Annotated in this window: 19 protein-coding genes; 7 read left to right on the forward strand and 12 right to left on the reverse strand. The window is 42.6% G+C overall.

The features are described from left to right. Both ACE1B6_RS09500 and ACE1B6_RS09505 read left to right on the forward strand, forming a co-directional pair. Positions 1–669 (forward strand): tyrosine-type recombinase/integrase (locus tag ACE1B6_RS09500; RefSeq protein WP_413257019.1); only part of this gene is annotated, 669 nt, incomplete at its 5' end. Positions 670–693: 24 nt separating this feature from the next. Next, positions 694–870 carry a hypothetical protein gene (locus tag ACE1B6_RS09505; protein ID WP_413257020.1) on the forward strand — a complete coding sequence of 59 codons (177 nt, stop codon included), beginning with the start codon at positions 694–696 and terminating at the stop codon, positions 868–870. A gap of 84 nt (positions 871–954) precedes the next feature. Here ACE1B6_RS09505 and ACE1B6_RS09510 read toward each other — a convergent pair whose 3' ends face one another. After that, entirely contained in the window at positions 955–1,419 is a 465-nt protein-coding gene (locus tag ACE1B6_RS09510; protein ID WP_413257021.1) for a hypothetical protein, read from the reverse strand. A 332-nt stretch (positions 1,420–1,751) separates the two neighbouring features. Here ACE1B6_RS09510 and ACE1B6_RS09515 point away from each other — a divergent pair, with 332 nt between their 5' ends. Both ACE1B6_RS09515 and ACE1B6_RS09520 read left to right on the forward strand, forming a co-directional pair. Then, the gene (locus ACE1B6_RS09515; RefSeq protein WP_413257135.1) at positions 1,752–2,078 is read left to right on the forward strand and encodes a DUF5674 family protein; all 327 of its coding nucleotides are present in this window, start codon (positions 1,752–1,754) and stop codon (positions 2,076–2,078) included. After that, positions 2,078–2,455: a hypothetical protein gene (locus ACE1B6_RS09520; protein WP_413257022.1), complete on the forward strand. Its 378-nt coding sequence runs from the start codon at positions 2,078–2,080 to the stop codon at positions 2,453–2,455. The genes ACE1B6_RS09515 and ACE1B6_RS09520 overlap by 1 nt, the downstream gene beginning before the upstream one ends. Before the next feature lie 57 nt (positions 2,456–2,512). Here the strand turns inward: ACE1B6_RS09520 and ACE1B6_RS09525 are convergent, their stop codons facing one another. Beyond that, positions 2,513–5,878 carry a DUF3987 domain-containing protein gene (locus ACE1B6_RS09525; RefSeq protein WP_413257023.1) on the reverse strand — a complete coding sequence of 1,122 codons (3,366 nt, stop codon included), beginning with the start codon at positions 5,876–5,878 and terminating at the stop codon, positions 2,513–2,515. An 880-nt stretch (positions 5,879–6,758) separates the two neighbouring features. On the opposite strand from ACE1B6_RS09525, the gene ACE1B6_RS09530 reads away from it, so the two are divergent. From ACE1B6_RS09530 to ACE1B6_RS09540, 3 genes are all read left to right on the forward strand, one after another. Next, positions 6,759–7,055 (forward strand): helix-turn-helix domain-containing protein, encoded by a 297-nt coding sequence (locus ACE1B6_RS09530; RefSeq protein WP_073594923.1) that lies wholly within the window; start codon positions 6,759–6,761, stop codon positions 7,053–7,055. 161 nt (positions 7,056–7,216) lie between these two features. After that, positions 7,217–7,501 carry a lipase gene (locus tag ACE1B6_RS09535; RefSeq protein WP_236739123.1) on the forward strand — a complete coding sequence of 95 codons (285 nt, stop codon included), beginning with the start codon at positions 7,217–7,219 and terminating at the stop codon, positions 7,499–7,501. Positions 7,502–7,635: 134 nt separating this feature from the next. Continuing rightward, positions 7,636–7,809 carry a hypothetical protein gene (locus ACE1B6_RS09540; protein ID WP_178381629.1) on the forward strand — a complete coding sequence of 58 codons (174 nt, stop codon included), beginning with the start codon at positions 7,636–7,638 and terminating at the stop codon, positions 7,807–7,809. Here the strand turns inward: ACE1B6_RS09540 and ACE1B6_RS09545 are convergent. The 10 genes from ACE1B6_RS09545 to ACE1B6_RS09590 all read right to left on the reverse strand — a co-directional run bounded on the left by ACE1B6_RS09545 (position 7,806) and on the right by ACE1B6_RS09590 (position 20,429). Then, positions 7,806–8,543, reverse strand: a complete 738-nt coding sequence (locus tag ACE1B6_RS09545) for a hypothetical protein (RefSeq protein WP_413257024.1) — start codon at positions 8,541–8,543, stop codon at positions 7,806–7,808. The genes ACE1B6_RS09540 and ACE1B6_RS09545 overlap by 4 nt on opposite strands. 23 nt (positions 8,544–8,566) lie before the next feature. Beyond that, positions 8,567–10,585 (reverse strand): hypothetical protein, encoded by a 2,019-nt coding sequence (locus ACE1B6_RS09550; protein ID WP_413257025.1) that lies wholly within the window; start codon positions 10,583–10,585, stop codon positions 8,567–8,569. Between the two features lie 14 nt (positions 10,586–10,599). Then, the gene (locus ACE1B6_RS09555) at positions 10,600–11,169 is read right to left on the reverse strand and encodes a hypothetical protein (RefSeq protein WP_413257026.1); all 570 of its coding nucleotides are present in this window, start codon (positions 11,167–11,169) and stop codon (positions 10,600–10,602) included. A 148-nt stretch (positions 11,170–11,317) separates the two neighbouring features. Then, the gene (locus ACE1B6_RS09560; RefSeq protein WP_413257027.1) at positions 11,318–12,448 is read right to left on the reverse strand and encodes a hypothetical protein; all 1,131 of its coding nucleotides are present in this window, start codon (positions 12,446–12,448) and stop codon (positions 11,318–11,320) included. Positions 12,449–12,511: 63 nt separating this feature from the next. Then, positions 12,512–13,369: a hypothetical protein gene (locus tag ACE1B6_RS09565; protein ID WP_413257028.1), complete on the reverse strand. Its 858-nt coding sequence runs from the start codon at positions 13,367–13,369 to the stop codon at positions 12,512–12,514. Positions 13,370–13,389: 20 nt separating this feature from the next. Further along, entirely contained in the window at positions 13,390–16,572 is a 3,183-nt protein-coding gene (locus ACE1B6_RS09570; protein WP_413257029.1) for a hypothetical protein, read from the reverse strand. A gap of 15 nt (positions 16,573–16,587) precedes the next feature. Then, positions 16,588–17,265: a hypothetical protein gene (locus ACE1B6_RS09575; protein ID WP_413257030.1), complete on the reverse strand. Its 678-nt coding sequence runs from the start codon at positions 17,263–17,265 to the stop codon at positions 16,588–16,590. Between the two features lie 20 nt (positions 17,266–17,285). Continuing rightward, positions 17,286–19,481 (reverse strand): hypothetical protein, encoded by a 2,196-nt coding sequence (locus ACE1B6_RS09580; protein WP_413257031.1) that lies wholly within the window; start codon positions 19,479–19,481, stop codon positions 17,286–17,288. 62 nt (positions 19,482–19,543) lie between these two features. Then, on the reverse strand, positions 19,544–19,939 hold the full coding sequence (locus ACE1B6_RS09585) for a plasmid mobilization protein (protein ID WP_413257032.1): 396 nt from the start codon (positions 19,937–19,939) through the stop codon (positions 19,544–19,546). A gap of 289 nt (positions 19,940–20,228) precedes the next feature. Further along, the gene (locus ACE1B6_RS09590; protein ID WP_413257033.1) at positions 20,229–20,429 is read right to left on the reverse strand and encodes a hypothetical protein; all 201 of its coding nucleotides are present in this window, start codon (positions 20,427–20,429) and stop codon (positions 20,229–20,231) included. Positions 20,430–20,791: the final 362 nt, after the last annotated feature.

The raw sequence follows: 20,791 nt of genomic DNA on the forward strand, positions 1-20,791 counted from the left end.
AATCGTTATGGACAATCGAAAATTCTCACGCCCCAAGAAATCGATTTGTTATTTAATCAGGGGCTAACCAATGAGCGAGACCGTACCTTATTTGCTGTTTGTTTGTTTAGTGCTTGTCGCATCGCCGAAGCTTGTACCTTATTCACCGAAGACGTTTATAACCGTGCTGGCGAAGTGCGCCCGGTTTTGATTGTCCGCAAAAATCATACTAAAGGTAAACTCGCCACCCGTAACATCCCCATGCTAGAAGACCTGCGAATTACCCTCAAAGCTTACCGACCGCAAGCAGGCAGAATTTACCTATTCCCCGGTCGCTATTGCGGCTATCTTAACCCCGACACCGCCGCCCGTTTTTTAAGAGAAGCCTGCGCCCGTATTGGCATTGAAGGTGTTTCCACCCATTCTTTTCGCCGCACCGCCCTGACGCAGATGAGCAACGCTGGAATTCCTTTAAGGATCATTCAGGAAATCTCCGGTCATCGTAACCTAGAACAATTGCAGAGGTATTTAGAAGTACACCCCAACCAAGTCACCGGAGCGATCGCATCTTTGTCGATGCTATCCCCGATCGTCAAATCCGTATTTACCGATCCCCCCGACAAAAACCTCGATTTATCGTCAATCACTGACGAAATCCCCAAAAAAACCGTTCGCGATTATGAGTTGTAGTATGGAAGGAAAGGAGAGTCAGCCATGTCTAGATTTTGTCTAGCACGGAACATTAATGTTATAGCTGATAAGTTAAAAAAATTACTGCTAGCTGTAAAAAGTGGAACTAGAATGGCGATTACTGATGCGATAAAAACCTTGGCAGATGCAGAAACCCACTTTCACTTCCGGCGCAGGAATACTTGTCATGGGTTGGTATGAAAGTTTGCTAGAGATTATAGATACGGAAAAAACCGAGCTAGATTTAATTAGACGGCGGTATATACACATCTAGCAGAAGTAATGCTAGCTAACTTTTCGGTTGTGGGTGTTATGACGAGAAACCTTTGTAGACTTGGGCTGCGAACTGGATGCAGCTGGAGCAAGTTCAGAAATAATTGGAATTACCAGTTCTGGTGCTTGTTCCAAACGATTTTTAATTTGAATTCGCAGCCATTGGACGCTAGCATCAGAACCATTTACTTTTTGTTGAATACCAAGTGAAGGGTTGGCTTTTTTGATGGCACTGGCGATCGATCGAGCTTGTCGAAGTGTAATCAACTGAGTATTGATAGTAACTGTTTCTGGCATCAATTGCTTGGGTTCTACAACTAGTTGCTGTTGTTGAATTAACGGTAAAGGCGTTTCAATTTGAAGCGAAGAAAGGTATGCGATTTCAGCAGGATTGTAGAGAAAGCAGCAAGCACTACTAAAGAAAACGATAAATAAAAATACGGGAAAAAATGTGTCGTTGATAGCTTCAATGGTCATTGTTTTAATCTCCTATTCGAGATATTCACCGAATTTTTTGTAGCGGATATCGGTGAGTTGAAGGGCAAGTTTTTTTAGTTCCGCGACGGTAGGCGCGGAGTTTATTTGATGTTTCGTTTTTTTGAACAAAAATATTCAGCGCAGTCCCCAAATAAAATTTATAATTTTAGGTGGGACTAACTTTCATCGCAGCAGCGATATACGATCGGAAGTTTAATGTCGTAACCTAATAGTACTAGAAAAACTCTTAGATTTCTGTTAAAATTTGTACAATTTTTTCTACAGAAGCTATAGTAACTGATGATACTAGTTGTTTAAAGATAATTCTAATTATTCGCGAACCTGCCACCTCAGAACAAATTGAGCAAATGGCAGAAACCTATTTTGGATTAAGGATTAAACTAGCAGTAGATGTAACACAAGAAATTATTGCCGGAGGAGGGGAACTTCATGCAGATTGCGAAGAAATTTTATTAGAAAATGGCAGTCAACAGCAAGATGTTTGGGGTGCAGATTGGTTTACTCAAAACAAATCAGTTGGTTTTGAATCTTTAATTAATATCCGTCCCCGTCAACAAAATCGGTCAATGGAAATCCAAAATCCGATACTGCGAGAGAGAATAGAAAAAATTGTACGTCGTTTATTAGAGGTCAGCTAATGGAACGCCAAAAATTATATGAACGGTTCATTACTTTAGATTGGCAGCAACAGTTGGGTAATTTAGCCTCAACTCTTGCTACTATATCGCAGCAATCAATCAATCCCAAACAAGATTCATTAACCAATCATCTTTTGCGAGAAGCTGCTTTAATGATTGAATGGTCTGCTAGCAATGTTCCCCAAGAATTTTTATTGGAATTAGCAGGGATGCAAAGAGAATTACTCTCTTGGAGAAAAGATTTTCCGATTGAATCAGCTCGAAATATCTTATCGTTATATGCCCGCAATCGAGCGGACTGTTTATTAGAAATGTCCGGTTGGTTAGAAGATGATGAAAAGGTTGAGCTACATTCTGATTTAGCCTCTGTCTTTTAAATTTTCCAGCCAGTTCCGATGGAAATTTTCCATTGAGCCACGTTGCTAAGACTAAACTCAGTGATGTCGAGCGCGACTGACTTGAGCAGGACAGAGAATGCGCGAACCATCTTTATATCCGACAAATCTGACGAATACCAGTTCTCCTTCAATTAAATCGTCCGTGTCTGGTTGATGCAGTTGCGGATTATAAGGAACTTGTTCCGAAACTCTGCCAATTGGTTCGATACCCCAACTTCTGAGCAGATTATCTAACGGCGCAAATAAGGAAACGATACTCTCGGTAGGCATTTCTGGACTAGCTTGTGCAAGGGCTTTTGCACTCGAATAGTAAGCCAGCAGAGTTTGCAATTGCTCAAGAGTTAAATGACGTTCTTTTTGCGATCGCTCATTTACATCGTCGCAATTTCCGTCGTTCCCCCGTGCTGGTGTTTCCGATGTCGGAACGTTACTAGATGGAATGTTTTCGGAATTTCCGACATCGTTCGGACAAATTTCCGACGCGGTATTTTCATCGGAAATTGGCTCGAAATCTACTTTTGAGGGTACAGCATCGTCATAATTCGGACAATTCCGACCATTTGTAGAATTATTGGAATTGTTTTGTAAGTCGCCATTACTGGTTGGAGTTGTCCAAGAATTGTCGGAATAGTCGGAAATTCGGGTAACGGGAGGCTGAGTGCCTCTTGAAGTCTGCGTTCGGAAGTTTTGAGATGTGTCGGAGTAGGGTTCGGAACTTTTCGGATTTCCGACGCGAGCTTGGTCTACCGGAATTGCCCTAATCCGAAGGTCTTTTCCTTTGCCAGATAAAACAGTGTATCCATTTTCTGTGAGGATGGCAAAGTCCTGACGGATTTCTGCTAAGGTGGGCTTGGGTTTAGCCCGTTTGAAAACGCTATTTTGGACTTGGACTGCGGATACTTCTGTCCCTTTTCGCAGAGCATAAGCGTGAATGAGGGAGAGGCGACCTGGCATTTCGTCAGTGGCGTGGTTGTTAGTTTGGAGAATGCGGAATTGTCCGATGCTGAATTTAGCGGCGAGGATGGCTTTTTCTAAGGTATCAATACCGACTTGGAATGGGTCGTTTTTTTGTTCGTACTTCAATTCCATGCAGTGGAGCAACAGGGCTAATCTCAGGGTTTGACTGAGCATTTTACCCAAATAAGCAAAAAACGCGGGATTTTCAAATTCTACAGTTTGTTGATTGCGCCTGACTTCTTCCCACCAGCGTTTCCAGCGTTGTTGTGCTTCTTTAGTAAAGGACAAGAAAAGCGGGGATAGTTCCTGTTCCTCGTCTTCTTGTGTTTGTGACAACCGTTTATGTAGTAAGCGTAGGTGGTCGTACAATTCTTGTAATTCTTGGTCGATAGCGACTTTTAAATCTGACCAAACGGCAAAGTTACTGGGTGTTGTTGGTAGTGCGATTAAAAATCGACTAATTAATCCATCACCATCATCGGGGTCGCTAAATAATTGTTTGACTTTGGATAATTGAGTAGCTCCTGTTAAATTTAAACAGATATCTTTAAGATGAAAAGCGTTTTCTTCCTTAGAACGTTCAAACTCAATATCAGCAGGAGCATTCCAGGTTTGGAGTAAGATTTGTCGAGTATCGCCTCCTTTATCTTTATATTGATCTAATTTCAACAAGCGCACCAATTCATCAAAGACCCAGGTACAACCAGTTCTGGGTGTTAGTTCGCTCATCCGACGTATGGCACCTTCAGGACTTCCAGCTTCAATGATTTTTTTGGGAGGAGGAGCAGGCATTGTGGCTTTGAATATCCGGGGATTTTCGGGGCTATCTTGAAGTTTTTCCTTTTGTTGCTGAGACTTTTCTTCCCATTGTTCTTTTAAGTTTTCTAGTTGCTGTTGAACTTTTTGATATTCGGTTTTGGCTTGTTTATAACGTTTTTTGATAGGGCTAAATACAGAGCGCATTGTCTGACTTTTCCCCGCTGATGGTAAAGCAACAACCATTGTCCAAAAGATAGGATACTCTATCCAACTATCTGTTAAGGTTGCACCTTCTTTACCAATAATGCCAATGTGTCCGCCCATTTCACTACCACAAGCTGCTAGGAGATATTGGTAAAGATAAACCGGGTCAATGCAGTCGGAATTGGCTTTACTTAAAAGTGCTGAGGCTAAGGGTGTAGGCAAAATTTGACTAATATTTAGTTGTTCGCGTCGATAATTGAGGAGTCTTTTAAGTTCTAAGACATTTTCGGTTTTGCTGTCTGTTTGATTAATATAAGTTTCAATTTCAACTGCTAAATCTTTGACTCCTTTTAAGGGATAGCTGTTATCAGAGGATAATTCGATAATGGCTGCTGTCTGTTGAGGTGGGTTTAGGTTGCTAGTAACGATGGTTGTTACTTGGTCGTACAAGAAATGATGATTACCATTACCATTTGAGTTACTGCTATTTGTTTGGTAATTTTTGCCGTTATTGATTACATTTTTGTTTTTGAATGGTGAAGTCCATCCGTCTTGTTTAGCCCAGTGTGCGAGGGTACCAATACCAACACCATTCTTGTTAAAAGTTTTCCATTTTTTCTCGCATTCCCCTGGTTGGTATTTGGAAGATAGGCGACTCCATTTATCCCATTCATAAAACAGAGAATTGTCAATGGATTTGAGAATCATTCCCACATTACACCATTGGTTATAGTCATCGACTCGGCTGGGGGATAAGGCGGCAAGATAGGATAATGCCCAATCAATATCAGTCCATTTTGGTTCTTGGTAATGTGTATGAGGTGTGGAGGAACCATTTGTTATTTCATTTTCGACGAGCATGGCTTCGATGAGCCAGATGGGTGCGAGTGCTATGGGAATTTCATCGGGAGCACAACCGGAAACCCAAATATATTCGCCTGTGGTAGGGTGAATGCTGGGAGGTAGGCAAGATTGTAGTCCAGTCCAGCGCAGTTCTAGTTGTTCGCTTTTTCCATCATCTCCAGTTACGTCGGTGAGGAATTTTTTGGTACGAAGCGATGGGGCGTATTGTTCTGGAATGAGGAATAGGTATTGACAGCGCCCCGGACGACCGGAGGTAAAGGCGACTGTTTTGGGCAGTTCTTCGCCACCTGAAAGTTGCAGAATTTTTTCTCTAGCAGAAGCTCCATCTTGGTCTAGTGCCATCAGGTAAAAGGTTTCGCTGTTGATGGTGACTGGTGTACCTGTAATCAGTCCGTAGCCTTTGGGGTAACAGCGGTATTGAGTGCCATCGGCTTTGTCCACTATCCAGCCGTTGGTTACGGCTTCTTTCATTTGGACGGGAGTTAGTGGTTTTTGCTGCCAGCCTATACCCTGCGGGACTTTTTTGCCGTCGAGCAGGCAGAGTTGCCAGTCAGAAGGAATGCGGGATAAGCCTTGATGCAGGTGGGCAGTTAAGTCGTTATGGGATGAGTTATTCACGCTTATGCTCCTTGAAATCCTAAAGTTTCAAGGGAAAAAGCGATGTTTCTCACTTTCAATTGGGTGAATGGTTGTTTTTTGTTGAATGAGTAAGTATTTGTAGCTTTACTCGCTGCCAGATTTATCCGAAAATTTAGCAGCTTATGTGTTTCTCGTTGCGAAGAGGTGTTTTTTAACCTGCTGTATGTTTTATTTCGGATTTGGAAAAGATAGTGCATTTTGGCTCCATTATGAAGGGTTTGAGGGAGCCGGAGTCGCAGAATAAGTTGTCCTAATATATTTAGAATTTAGGACATAGCTATTGATTCAGAGCTTCCAATGTTTTAATATGGAAGCACTGCCAATAGTCGGTAGAGACTCCGACTGTACTCCGACTGTGGTATTGCGGCTCTGGTACTCCGGCTTCGGTATTCCAGTAGTCCGGTATTAAGAGAGCGATTTGGTTAAAGAAAAACTTTCAGAATGGGGATTCTAAGGTGGTTTTTCTGAATAACTGTTCGCTTTTTTGGAATAATAGCCTCACTTGTGACTCGGCTAGAGTTTAGAGTGGGGCAAAATTATTTTTTGAAAGGGTATACTCTTAGAAAAGCCGATTACTGACTTGTATCAGATTGACGCTTTCATAAGGTTGACCATAAACTATACTATAATCGACCATAAATTTGATCAAGTAAAGATTTGTTAAAGTTAGGGTTGAAGCATCACGCTGAGTTACTTTATATACTCAGGGAAGTCGCATCTAATTTATGCTTGACGAAATAGCTTAAATGTGTATTAAATCAAACCAGGGATCTGTGAGAACAGTCAAATAAGCTATCCTGGTATAATGTAGGCCGTCTAACCACCCCTGCTGTTACTCTTTGGCTAGTTGGAAACTGGAATGTCAGCAAAAGTAGAAGAAAACGTAGTAGCAGATAGTAGAGTCCACAAACGTCTCGGTCAGTTAATAACGGCGTTGGTGGAAGATGAGCGTGTTGGTAGCTCTAGGGAATTAGGGAGACTAACTGGAATTGCATTCAATACTCTGGCTAACTGGTGCGAGGGAAAAGCCGATCCAAGACTGCAAAAGTTAATGCAGTTTGCCTATGCGATAGGTTGGTCGATGACAGAGTTGATGCAATATGCAGAAGGGGATGAAGATCCTTACGAAGCAATCGCTCGTAAAAAAAAAGCATAAAAGCGGAAGTAGCACCAACTGTCTTAACAGCTGAAAAAGATCCATTAATTGAATATTTAAATGGAACGCTAACTCCAGAACAAATTGAGAAGCGCGAATTATTTTTAGAATCCACTAAACTCGATTTATTACCAGATATCACATCACGGAAAAGGCTTTATGTGTTGTTAGTAGACAGCATGGCAGTTAAGGGTATTTCGGAATTAGATATTTTTGAGAAAACTTCTATTCCCGAAGATTTACTATTAAAGATTAGGGAAATGAACATGGAATTTAAGTTACATCGTTCCAGGTTAGAAAAGTTAGCTCCTTATCTTTTTCAAGTCAAGGGTTGGGAAGAACTAAGACCTGTTTTTAAAATGCCATACATTTCTTATGAAGGGCGCGTCGATAAGCTGATTGAAGACTTACAAAAGAATCGGTCGATCCATAAGATGGCAGGTTAGATAAGAGAATTTATTGAGATTGAATCTCATATAATTAACGTACATACTTAAGAGAAAGTGGTTGTAACTACTCAAGAAAGAATTCCAGCTTTAGAACGCAGTATTGAAGAAATTAAGGTTGAATGGAGGCTACCATGACAGACCCTATTTATATGCCAGCTATTGAGGTCGATAAACGACTGCTAGGCAATTTACGTCGCGCACGTCTGGAAATGGAAGAAGTGGGTTTACAACTAGAGGAGGTCATCGCTAAATTAGATGACCAGATTCGCCAACAAAGATCGAGAAGAGTGGAGCGATCGCGCTAAATCGGTTGAGTTGACAGGGGAATTTCACTTTGCCCTAACTTTGCTAGCGAAATAACCACAGACATTGACAGATTGATTCTTTCAACCGCTCTAGCAATATTTGTACCATTTCGGGTTAGAGCGAGAAACTCTCGAACTTTGGATACCACAGGGTCGTTAGCAGTAGTGTAGCCTCTTCTGATTGCAACTTCTAAACCGCGTTCGATATCAGCAAGCGATAAAGTTGGAGCGTTAGCTACGGGTAGATTCTGTTGGCGGTTGGGTGGGTTGGGTGTAGTTGAGGAGATGCTAATGCCGTTATTAGTAGGTCGTCCAGAACGGTGAACGATATTGAAAGTGTAGAGACGTTCAACTCCTTGGCGATCGAGAGTTTTAATGAATAAATTGGTAATGGGAGTTGTGGTAGCACCTGGGAATCGTAGTGGTTGAATTGGCTGAACGAATATCATTCGAGCTTGGTTAGTTTTTAATTCCGCATCAGTGTTAAACACAACTTTGGATGGATCTGCCAATCGAATATAAGTCACAACTTCGCCTGTTTGGGTAAAGTCAATAACGCTAGCTCGACCAGCCCATACTTGGAGGTTAGTAGTTGTATTTGTTGCTGCATCTCTTTGTACTATTCTGAGTGCTGATGTTTGAGCTTGACCAACTTTTATAGTACCTAGAATGGTGAAAGTTATTAGGGCAGGAGAAAGTAAAGTCAAACAGAGTTTTTGAGTTAGTTTTTTCATTTTCGTGCAGTGAATGAGTAGGTTTATCGACGTAATGAAACAAAGGAATTGACAAATACTGAAACTTCAGTTCCTTCTGGAACAATTGCTACATTGCCTCGTTTTAAAAGTTCTTGCGTGGCGCGGTCCGATCGCTCTCGCAGCCGTTCGGCTGTGGGTGTAAAGAATCCCTCTAAAGCTGCTGCTAATACGCTGGGTCGGCGCTTGGAAGTTGTTTGTATGGTAGTGCTACCAAAATAGCCCCTTTGTTGGCTAAAAACTTCTTGAGTGGGTCGATTAATGATTTCTCCTACTCGTCCCAAACTGTTGATAACTCCTACTAAAACGTCTGTCTTGGCGATTTCGGAACCTCTATCAAATAAGCCTTCAGCAATCAGGGGTTGATTATCTTCTCCCCGAATTAGCAAGTTCCCAGGGGGTATCGGTACTTGGTGGATGCGTCCGCTGGAGTCGGGATAGACAAGTGCTACCACACTTTGAGATACCAGTCGATTTGAGCGAGTTACGTTCTGTACTTCAGTGATGAGAACGGTACCAGATGGTAAGGCGATCGCCCCATCGGTAGCCTTCATATCTTCGGTTAATTGGACGGCGAATCTTCCACCAGTGGGGCTTTGACCTGCTTCGTCCCAAATCATCGGCACGATTACCTTTGCTTTGGCAGATGACCCGATGGCGATCTCTTTGGTGGCTATGTCAATATTGGTGTTTTGATTGATAGGGGTGCGGTTGAGAATGCCAATTTCTCCTGTACTCATTCCACTTGAGGTCGTACTTGGATTGGAATCAGCAAGTCTGGTATCTCCAATAGTGGCGCTGGCTATCTCTGGCTCTGCTGTTGGCGTAGCTGAGGGGTGGGTGTATTGTGGATTTACTTGTGTTGGTTGCGTGTTTTGGGGACTGAGCGGTTGTTGGTCTTGCGGAAATGGCATGGATGTTGCCGCTGGTGTCGTTATTGGTGTAGTGGGGGGTAAGGTTGGTGAAATTACAATTGCGCCAGGGGATGATGCTGGTGTAGTGCTTGCTGTAACGATCGGTGTTTGAGCCGAGTAGGTTGGTGTAGTTGGTGGTGCAATATTGCTTCCTTCTGTTGGTGCGATCGCTAGAGTAGGAGGCGTACTGGGGGAAGCTACTAAATTGCTAGCTACAGCACTTTCGATCGCCGGAGCATCAGCGATTTCTCCTCTGCTTTGTCCCAAAGAAGCTAATTTCGCCCAACGCTCGTAGGGGTCTACTTTTTCAGCCGGAGGCGGTGGTGATTGGGTAGGGCGTAAAGGAGGGGATGGTTTTGACGGTAATGGTGGTGGGGGAGGAGGCGGCGGAGTGGGAGGCAGTGGAGGAGCAACAGCCTGTATTATTCTGGGTGGTGGTGGAGGTAATGGGGCGGGTCGCGGCGGTGGAGGTGGTGGATTAAAGTTTTGAACTCGTCTGGGAGGCTCAGGAGTTCTAGCAACTGGTACGGCTTTAGGTGTAGGTTTCGGTGCAGGTGCAGGAGTAGCGGTAGGAGTAGGAGTTGGGCGTTCTTTAGGTGTAGGTGGTTGAGCTTCCAATGTGCGTTGTTGGTCTTGAAAGGCTAGTCGGCTTTTGAGTTCTGCTGACTCATCATTAGGAGAAGATGGAGTAACTTCAGGCGTTGATGTTTTTGCTTGTTGGCGGACGGGTTTAGGAGCAAAGAAGGTAAACCAGAGAAAGCCAAAAGTGCCGAGAACAACTCCAGTACCAGTCAGCACTGAAAACATCCGAACTGAGGGTTTTTCGGAAACTGGACGAATTTCTGCTTGTTCGTTTTCTTGTTTGATTTTGTATTCAGATGCGAGCAATTCGTCTGTTTCTTCATCGTATCCGGCAAATTCCAGTTCATCATCTCGACTGATTTGGGAGTCATTATTGTTAACTACCTGGGAATTATTGGAATTAGTAGGGGAATTAACCTCATAAATTCGATGCCCATTACTATTAGGAGATAAGCCGTTTCCGCTTTCTTCTATTCCATCTGGTTCGTCGTCAAATTCGTAGTTTGTTGGTGGTTTGGTTGCGCTCATAGTTTAGTCTGCCTTTATTTTGGTTTAAATTCAGTAATTCGATTAATTTCTAATCCGGCGGAACGAAGTTCGTAGACTTTTTGTTCAAATGCAGAAGCTTGGTTTCCCAAAGGCGAGGTTTGAATTTCTACCGCCTTTAGCCTAAAAGTCCGATTGAAAGGAATTCTTTCGTCTTTTCCCGATGAGCGGTCTACAAGCAGTCGGGTTGCTATCATGTCAACTTCCCACTCTCCGGGACGAATCTCTCTAGGTTCTGAGATGAATGAGATAATGACAGTGGAGCGTAATTGACCGGAAAATACTGTACTGGGAACGAGTTCGGCTATTTGAGATAGGGAAGCTTTTCCGAATTCTGGTTCCATTAATAAGGAAGCAAAATAAGTGCTGGTAGGAACTTTTTTTGAGTTGACTTTGATGCCAGAATCTGTTTCGTTAGTACCTGGGATTTTGTTATCCCAGTTAAAGGTTAATTCAGTCCAATTTTTGACGAAGGTTTGGATAACAGATGGGTATCTGAAAAAGCGATCGCGTTCGGAAACGTAATAAGTTTGACCGTTGACTAATTGGACTTGCGTTGTTTTCATAGCTGCTACCGAATTGATTCGGTACGCTACGAATAAGTGGAGAATGAGGGTGATAATATTGACTCCCGTTAGAATCAGGAAGCACAAAGCAAGTAAACTTTTGGCTTCTGGCAGCAGAGCGGGTTGTTTTAATCGTTGGAGTTTCATATTATCTGAATCCCTTGTTAATTGCCAGAGTTGTTGCTGCTCCGATGGCGTTGCTGAACACATCGACCAATTGTTTGGCATTACCTGCGATGCCGTTGTACAAGGCAATTCCACCTCCACCAGCGATTAAAAGAGCTAGTCCGGGTGCGAATATACTGATGAAGAATAAAAAGGCAACATCGCTGGCTAATTCGGCTCCAGAGTTGACTAAAACAACGGCTGCTAGTCCGACGATAATGTTGTAGCCTAGTTGCACGCCGAATAAACTCAAAAAACCTGTTGCCCAAGCCCAAATTGGTCTACCTTGTAGGGGGAGTAGGGATAAACCCATTGCAATGGGTGAGAATAATGCTGTTAGTAAAAGTGCGGCTTCCAGGATGTTGACAAATGCCCATTGTAAGCTGTATAGAATGAATCGGATGATGGGAATTGCTTTTTCTCTAAATACCGAACCTGGGTCATTTATGAAGGTAACGGCATCTTGGGCAGCACCGGGTAAAGTGTTATTCCAAAGTGTTTCGGCAAAGGCTCGTAAGGCTTTTAAAGGGGTGGAACCAGCAGCTTGTTTTTCAGCTTCATCAACAATTTTTTGAGCGGCTTCTTGTTTGGAGTTCCAGCAAGTTACCAGTTCTTCTCCTACTTTATTTCGACACTCGCTGTAAAGATTTTCGAGTTGTTGTTTGCCGATGTTACTGATAGTAATATTGGAAATCGCATCTCTAAATGTGAGTTCGCCTAATTGGGCTTCGAGAACGCTTTGGACTTGTTTGTAGGCGAAGCTTCTGGTAAAGATGACGGTATTTGCTAGCAATTTTCCGTTAGCACCAAGGAATAACATGATGACAATTGGCCAGATGAATAATGCGGCTAATTCTGACCAAGATTGTTTTTCGATAATGTCTTTTCCACTGGTTAAAGTTAGGAAGAGAATGCTAACGGCAGCTAGGGTAATGCCCAGGGATACTAGACCTACCCAAAGTCCAGAAGCAGTGGGGTCGATCGTGTTAATCCAAACTCCATTCCAAGATTCTGATGTTGCCCTAGCCAGATTAATTGATTCGTTAACTAGGTCTAAGGCTGACCCTTCTCCACCTGTTGTGGGTGGCGTAATTTGTGCGAGAAATTGCATCATTTTTTAATGGGAAATATTGAGGGGTAATCAGGCGGTGGAGTTGATTCCACGCGCCCATAAAGATTAATTGGAAGTGGTAAATCTGTTTGTTGTGCTTTCGCTTGGTTTTCCTAAATAACCGCCGCCGGGAAGCATGAGCATTCCGGCTTGCACGCTGGCTTGGTTTCCAGATGCTATACTGCCTCTGCGATCGCTTGTGTTAATCGCAGATATCTCCTTAGCAGCTTGGGACAGCAGAACGTTATTAATCGCTCGATCTGTTCGACCTTGTTGAGCTTCAAGGAGAATTCGTTCGTTTACTTGGGCGTTAAGTGCGGTTTGTTGAGAAAGGTTTTGTAGGATTTGTTGGGTAACGTCAAGACTTTGGGATTCTTCGCCCAACTGAACATTTTGCTGAGTGTTTTGTTTGGTGGCTTCCAAAATTTGGCGGCTATTTGTTTGAGCTTGTTGGCTAAGAGTAGAACCATTGGCAATACCAATAGCTGCATTTCTTTGCGCTTGTCCGTCGAATTCGGACATGATAGTGTAGGAGCCTTTACCATCTAATTGACTTGATTTTGTTTCGAGTAAATCTGATAGTTTAGTACCTTCGGTACTCGATGTGGGAGCCTTCATAATTTGGCTGCTAACTTGACTCAAATCAGGGAGTTTGATGGCTCCTAAAGATGAGGAAAGTATCTGATTTAAGGTGCCGAATAGTTCGTTTTGAACGAATCCACCGATGTCACCAATAAATTCATTGACTTGTTTGGCGACACTTTCGATAGGAGCGAAGAAACTACCAGAAGAAACGGGAGTGTTAACTCCTGGTGTTTGAGTTCCAGGAACAAAAGGTGGAGTTGTTTGAGCAAGACTTGGATTGATTTGGGTAGTTAATCCCATTCCAAGTAAGAGAGCGATTAGAGTTAATTTGGAATTCATTTGCTATTTGTTAGTAGTGATTAGGATGCTTTCTCAAGCATCTTTGAATTTCGACCAATATGGTCGAAGCCTTTTCCTTCTTTCATCGCTGGAATATATTCTTGGGTGAAATGTTTTAGCCCTTGGAGTTGTCCCTTGAGGGTTGGAGGGTATTGGGACATGATGCGTGAGCGGGCTTCTTTTTCATTTTGATTATTAGCAATTGATGCCAACATCATCTCTCCGGGATAGAAGCGCGTCCGCCAAAATCTTCCGCCTTTTTCAATCAGCCAGCAGGAGTAGAGGTCGGCAATTCTGGGAAAGAAAGCTTCGGTGGCATTTCTGCTGATAATTTGTGGGTCGTAACCTAAATGTTTTTGTGCGGCTGATACAGCAGAATTCGTGATTCTTCCGGTAATTTTGTAGACCATATTCTGCATGATTTGGGCACCAGCAGAACATTCGCAGATGGCATCGAAATCTTGGCTTAAAAGTACGACGGCTATGCCATCTTTTCTCCCAGTCGCACAGAGTTCTCCCACAACAGATGCGAATCCATCCTTCTTTAAAAGTACACTTAATTCATCGCCAATAAATAGGCTTTTTGGATGAGAAAGCGCGTTACGGATGCAAGCTGTGTGGGCGTTAATTGCCATTAAATAAGCATCTTGTTCGTTGGATAATCCCGATAAGGCGAAGAATTTAACCGCAGGTTCTGGTGAAAATGTGCTTGGTCTACCAATGGCTTTTCCTAAGCGGGATGTGAGTAAGGCATTACCTTGGCTGAGAATTTGGTTAATTGCAAGTCTGTCTAAATCTTCAAAAGATTTGAGGTTTAATCTTTCTTTACTACAAAATCTCAATAAGTCTTGAAGAGTTGGCATTTGTTGCCATTCGGATGATTGCCAACCTTTTTCAAATGCTCTATTATATCGAGCAATAATTTCTGGATCTCTGAGATACAGATCGAGCATTCTGAGGATAATTGAATCGACTCTTTGTGCTAGGTGGGGGTGGTGGATTTTTCCCATTGCGATCGCAACGAGTGCTTTGCGGATAAATTCTTTCCAAGATTCCATTCGGCGTTCTCTTTCCGCTTTGTCGAACTTGCGTAAATCTGGGGGTTCTACTAGGTTGCTAGAACCCTGGCTGATGTCGTAATATGCGCCTCGATCGCCTAAAAGTTCGATCGCTGTTTTGAAGGTACTGTTACCACCGCTGCTGATATCCATTCCCACAACTGGGATGTTATTCGCTAAGGCTTCTATCGCAAAACGCCATCCTAAAACACTTTTACCGGAACCAGATTCTCCAGTGATTAAAGCACGGCTAATTTGTTCGTAAAATAAATCGATAAAGATGGGTTTTCCACCGCGTTCTGTGATAAATTCGACTCCTTTGTTATCGATGTCGCGGGGAACAGTTAGAGGGAGAACTCCGGCGACAGTTTCGGTGTCTAAAGTGAGGCGACGTTCGCTAAAAAATGAGCCGCTATGTAGCAACCATTTCCAAGTAATGGGAAGGCATTGTAACCAAATATCCCAGGCAATATTGCGTTCGCGAATAACTTTTGCAGTTCCAAAACTATTGGATAAGACATTGCAGGCTTGGTTGAGTTCTTCAGAAGTATTTCGATAAACTAAAAAGGCAACTGCTGTATTTAAAGGTATGGCTCCTTTATAAAGCCTACGTTGTGCATCGAAAGATTCTTCTTGTTTAATTTCAGCACCGATATCGCGTCCTTGTCCTTTAGTTATCGCTCTGGTACTGGCAGTTTTTGCTCCTTTCGCTTGTCGTGCTAGGTTGTCATTAACCACCACTTTATTTCCGACGCTAATTTCCACCCAAGCTTCGGTATTGTGGACGTAAGTTGAGGACATTACTTCCCAAACCCATTTCAATTGTTGTCGGGTATTCGTCCAACCTGTGGGTGCGTCGTACATGGTTAAAACACCGCATTCTTTGCCTTTTCCTGCTAAATACACGCGGTTGTTACTCTGACGATGTTCGGGACAGGAAGATACGCCGTTAATTCCTTCGATTAAGACGGTACAAATGTGTTTTTCAGTTGTTTTTTTCTCGCTGAGTTTATAGCCTGTGGATGTTTCTGTTAATTTGACAATTTGAGGGACTGCGGGAGGTTCACCATTGTTAAATCTTTGCCAAAGCCATTCCCAAAGTTCGGTTGTATTCATGGGAGCGATTTCTAATCCCATTTTGGTGTTTAGAAGAATTTCCCAACGAATGAACCCTTGTTCAAAAGCGTTAAGCAAAAGTTTGGTGTAAAACTGTTCTTTATAGATGCGGGTGTTACCAGTAATCGTTCCCAGAAGTGCATCCCACAAATTTTTTACGCCATCAATAGCTTTGCCAATCAAATCTCTCGATGTTTGTTCGCCTTCTCCATCGGCTGTCCAAGTGCAGAAAGCGATTTGTTCCCAGATTTGTCTGCTACCTTTATGGGTTAGTTGTTGAATGCGGCGCTGTTCGTTGCGGATGAGGACGGAAACGGGTTTTAGGTTAGCAGTATCGGCTAAGTTTTCTAATTGTTTACGTCTAGAATTATCATCGCTATAGCAACCAGTACAGAAGGTGATTTTTTCACCGGGAAGGATATCTTTCATTCCCTCTTCTATAGATTGTGTAAAGTTGGATACTTCGCTTTTAAAGAGTAAGTTATGAAGTCCTTGAGTGCGAAATCCGAATATTAGTTGGTAGCTTGAACCGTTATTGAGGAGCATTCCCGATACTTGTCTACCGTCTTTATCGATTTCGACTAAACAACAGAGATTAATTTCGTTTTGAAATGGCATAAATCGGCTATTTCCTCCGTACTGATTGGGGACGATTTTAGGTTTTTGCTTGATTCGGATTTGGGAATCGTAGGCTTTACCTTGGAGGCTCTTAGGACGCAGAGAAGGGATGGGAGAAATGTAGAGACTGTCGCCGTTGCACCATTCGTTCCCTGGAGGTTTTCGGAATTTGTCAGTGAATAAATGGGGTTGATTTCCTGTTAGAAGCCACCAACTGACGATTAACCAAAGCGAGATGGTGAAGAACCAACCTAATCCTAAGTTAAAGAATCCCATTGTCAAGATGTATGAAATGACGGTTAGGAAAAACCAAGGGGCGATTTGGTTGGCGGGAATGAAGCCGATACTTGCTTGTTTTCCCAAGATTTTATTGATTCTGATATAGTCTTTTTCAGGATCTCGAAAAGTCATTGGTGGCTCCTTGTTTTATTTGAGAAATGTTAGGATTGTGCCGACTCCAAGTGGGGGAACATTGGGCATTAATTGGGCAGTTCCACCAGTTCCGTTTCCGACGAATAAGAAAGTGACAACATCGATGGCGATAACAATACCGAAAGCTAGGGCGACTTGGGTTACAATTGGTCGCCAATCGTTTCCTTGTTGCGCTTGGTTATAGGCGAATAAAGCAGCGGCGGCTACTAATAGGAGAAATATGCCTCGGATGGCATTGAAAATGAGAGTAATGGCGGTAGCATCAACGGCTGTTCCTCCTCCAGCAGCACCCGCTTCAGTTGCTAGATTGGTCATAAATTGTTGCAGACCGCTTAGGAAAATGGCTTGGGCTGGAGTTTGGAAGTTGTTGAGTAAAGCTGTCACTGTAATAACAGCGGTAGCTAAATGCCAATATCGAATTTTGCTGCCTAATAGTTTTTCGAGAATGGGAACAGTACGAACAATCTGCCAAAGGGCAAAGAATAGTAAAGTAGCACAGCCGAATACGCTGACAAATAAAGGCTGAACTAGGGTTAAGTAAATTGCTGCAATTAGGCAAACTGCGATGAATATTAAGTCAGCACTATTGAGTTTGAATTTCCGTAAGAATTGGTTGAAGGGATGGCGGCGTTTATGTGTCATAAAGTTGGTGGTTTGGTAATTGTTGTGCATTGGTTTTCTCCTGAATTAAATTAAGCTTGTAGTTCGTTTTCGTCTTCTTTTGATTGTTCTGGTGAGTTATGTCGGCGGTGCTGTTTTTCTTTCTCTGGGGAACCGACTAGAGATTCCATTTCTTCAATCGAAATGTGGCATTCTCGAATCTCTGGAGGTTTTCCTTTGACCAGAATGGCATCGAAGACTTGGGCATCGCTTTGGCGGGGGTCGGTTCCGATTAGTTGTTTAGAACCGTCGGGCAAATCCAAGATTTCAAATTCGTATTTGACCGCCCCTGGAGTGCCGTCTTCCCGGCGCGGTTCTCGCCAGGGAAATACAGGGTCTTTTTCACCGCTGAAGCGTTTGGGGAAGGTGTTTTGAAATTTGTCAACCAGTGATTGAGCAGTTGCTAATGTGTCGTATTCTGGTTCTGATTGAGGTAATTTGAAGATGGTTTCTCTTTCTTCTGGGGTTAATTTGTCTTGAGCGAATTTCCAGCGATCGCCCTCTTTGATTCCAGAGAAAATTTCGTTACCATCGCTGCCATTGATAGCAAGATTAACTTTATTTTTTTCGGCAGTTACATAGAGAATGCCGCCGTCATCGAAGGGAATTCCAGATTGGGGAGATTGTCCGGTGGCGAAAGCATAATTGACTAAGCAATCTGCAACCGCTTCTCGCTGTTGTTGTACTTTGGTTTGAGTCACGATTTTGGTAAGAAGATCTTCTGGTTCGTCTTCTATGGGGGCTGGATTAGGTGTGGTAATTTGAGGCACGGATGTTTTTGAATTAGTCTGTTCAAGGGATGGGTTGAGGGTGATTTTTTGCTCTAGTTCATCAACGATTGTTTCTAGGCGGTCTAGTCTTTTTGACAGGTTGCCTAAATATTTTTGAATTTGGTCGAGTTGTTCGCTGATGTTGGCTTGTTTATCTATCTGTAGAGATGGCGATTGTTTGTATTTGGGGTCTATTTTGTGTCCTAAATTGTCGATTTTTTCTCCAATTTGAACGGCGTTGGATTGAGTGCGATCGACTGTGATTTCATCAGTCTTATTAGGGCTAATGTGGTGCGAACCGTTTCTTTTGGCGCGTTCCTCTATTTCGAGGTTTTCTGGTTGAGTTGTAGCCGGGGGTTCTAATACTTGTTTAGTACGTTCTGTAAGCCTTTCAGTGCGATCGTCTATTGCTTTCATGTCTGCAATGACATCGGCTTGCTGTACGCGAACAGAAACGCGATCGGTTCGTTGGTTTAATGAGTCAATTTGTTCGAGGATGTTTTCTAGTTTGTTAGCTTGTTCTTTCTCCCTGCTTTGTTTGATATAATCGATTAAGTCGTTAACAGTTTTAGCCCCAATTAGACCCATTAAAGTTGCGCTTTGAACGGTTAAACCAGTTACGGTTATGCCGTTGATTTCGCTGCCTCTGGTGGTTGCGATTTCTCCCTGATGTTCGGTTTCTTTAAGGAAAGTTTCTAGTGAGTCAAGCAGAGGATATTTTGTTTCTGATTGTTGGGGTTCGACGTTGTTAATTGATTTTTGGGTATTGCGATTTTTAGCAATCTTACCCAATACTCCAGTTGTTATGGGAGTATCTTCGTCATCGGATAGTAGTTGGTCAATATCATCCTCTTCCTGCTTTGGCGATTGTTTGGTATTCTGGCGAGAAGGTGATGATTTTGATTTAGATAGGTTGCTGCTTGTTTTATTGGGTTTGGGCAGTTCTTCATCATCTTCTAAATCGGTTAAATCGTCGTCTAAATCTTCGGAAAGTTCGTCATCTTCTAATTCATCGCTGGCTTCCAACCCGATTAAATCCATTACATGAGATGGAGTATAGTAATTGTTATTTTCTTTGGTTTCAACTCCTGCTTGTTTGAGGTTTTTAACTAAATAGACACCGCTGGTTCTATGGCTGGGGTCTTTAGTTAAGTAGAAAACAAAGCCAGAAACTTCATCACCTTTTCCTTCGGCAACTAAGTCTATGCTGATACTGGCTTTTTGATTTCCAGATTCGTTGATTCTGTCAGGACGTTTGTTGAAGGATTCAACAAAGTTTTTGAAGTCTTCCCAGTCTTCAATACCGCCTTCTTCTTGGATTGATTCGATGACAGCATCGAGAGTTTCTTGAATATGCTCTAGCTTTTTGACGTGCTTGGGTTCTGTGGCTGTTAGGACAGACCAATCGCGTTTTGGGGCGGAAAATTGTCTGGGTTTACTTGTGGATTTGGTAGGCATTGTTAATCTCCTACAAGTAGGAATTGCTGGTAAAATAGGTTTTTGAAATAGGTTGTGGTTTGCTACGTATTTGGTTCAGTGAAGAATTCACTGACGATTTTTCCTCTTAATTCTTGGTGATACTCACCCAGCGTTTTGCTGAATTCTTGTAGAACTTCAAGGCTTTGTGTGGGGATTTGTCCTGCTTGTACTGCTTTTTCTAGGAACCTTGTCATTTGGTAAAGATGCGTACTCATTTTCCGCAGTTCGCCACAGGCTTGTTCGTTGATAGCAGGTACGGTATAGACGGAATTAAAAGCGCGTTTTCGCAGGTAATCAGAGACGGTTTTTTCGCCTGCTTCTGTCGCCCTTTTCGCTAAATTTTCTTTTTCTAAGGTGGTTAAGCGTACTCGAACGGTTTCAGTTCGTCCGCTTTTGGGTGGTAAAGTTTTGGTTGGATTGGTTGTGGTTGTAAGCACATTAGTTAAGTTGAGTTAATTAGGGGTTGTATATTGAGATTTGATGCCAGCAGTGTTCGATGCAATGGTTATTTAAACCAAGCATTGTTGAGATTTATGAGTCGGAGAACGACTAAACCTTGATTGGTAAGGTTTGTATTGATTTATCCATTGCTGGCATTGCTTTAATTTTCAGCAATAGTGATGGAAATAAGGTTGTTTCTTTCGGTTTATGTTTTATTCGGCCACAATTCCGATAAATTGGAACATATCGGAAGGGGGTGTATCGTCCACTTGGCTGAGAGCGATCTTACGAACTAGCAGCACTAGAGGCGACTGGTTTAGCTGGCGGAAGTGCGATCGCATCATCTATACCCTCAGCTTTTGGGATATTGGCTACAACAAAATTAGGACAAGCACCCACAGACGATTGGTTAGGGGTGCGATCGCTGTTGGAATTTGGATATATATAATCCTTAGCCAAACTTCTAGAATCTGCTGCAACAGGCATCAAGAATAACTACAACACAGTATAAATACTTAACTTTTGCTTTTGTGCGTACAATTGACATGGCTTGCTGCCAAACTAAGGGAAAAATGAGTAGTGCTGGATGTGCAAAAAATCCCTCCAAAAACAAGAATTATTCGCAATAAAGTCTACGAAATTTGCTCGAAAGTAGGAATAAATAGGAAAAAAGAGGTAATAGGAGGAAATACTAGGAAAAAGTAGGTAAAAAATGCACAAAATTACCTACTTTTTTTAGGTGCTTTTTTCGGCTTCGCGTCACTACAAGCAGTCAGTTGGCAATGTTGTAGTAAATAGTGTGACAAGTAAGTGACATAACTCAATGGAAAATTTTCCATTGGGGCTTG

This window comes from Floridaenema fluviatile BLCC-F154 (genome assembly GCF_041929135.1).
Lineage (GTDB): Bacteria > Cyanobacteriota > Cyanobacteriia > Cyanobacteriales > Aerosakkonemataceae > Floridanema > Floridanema fluviatile.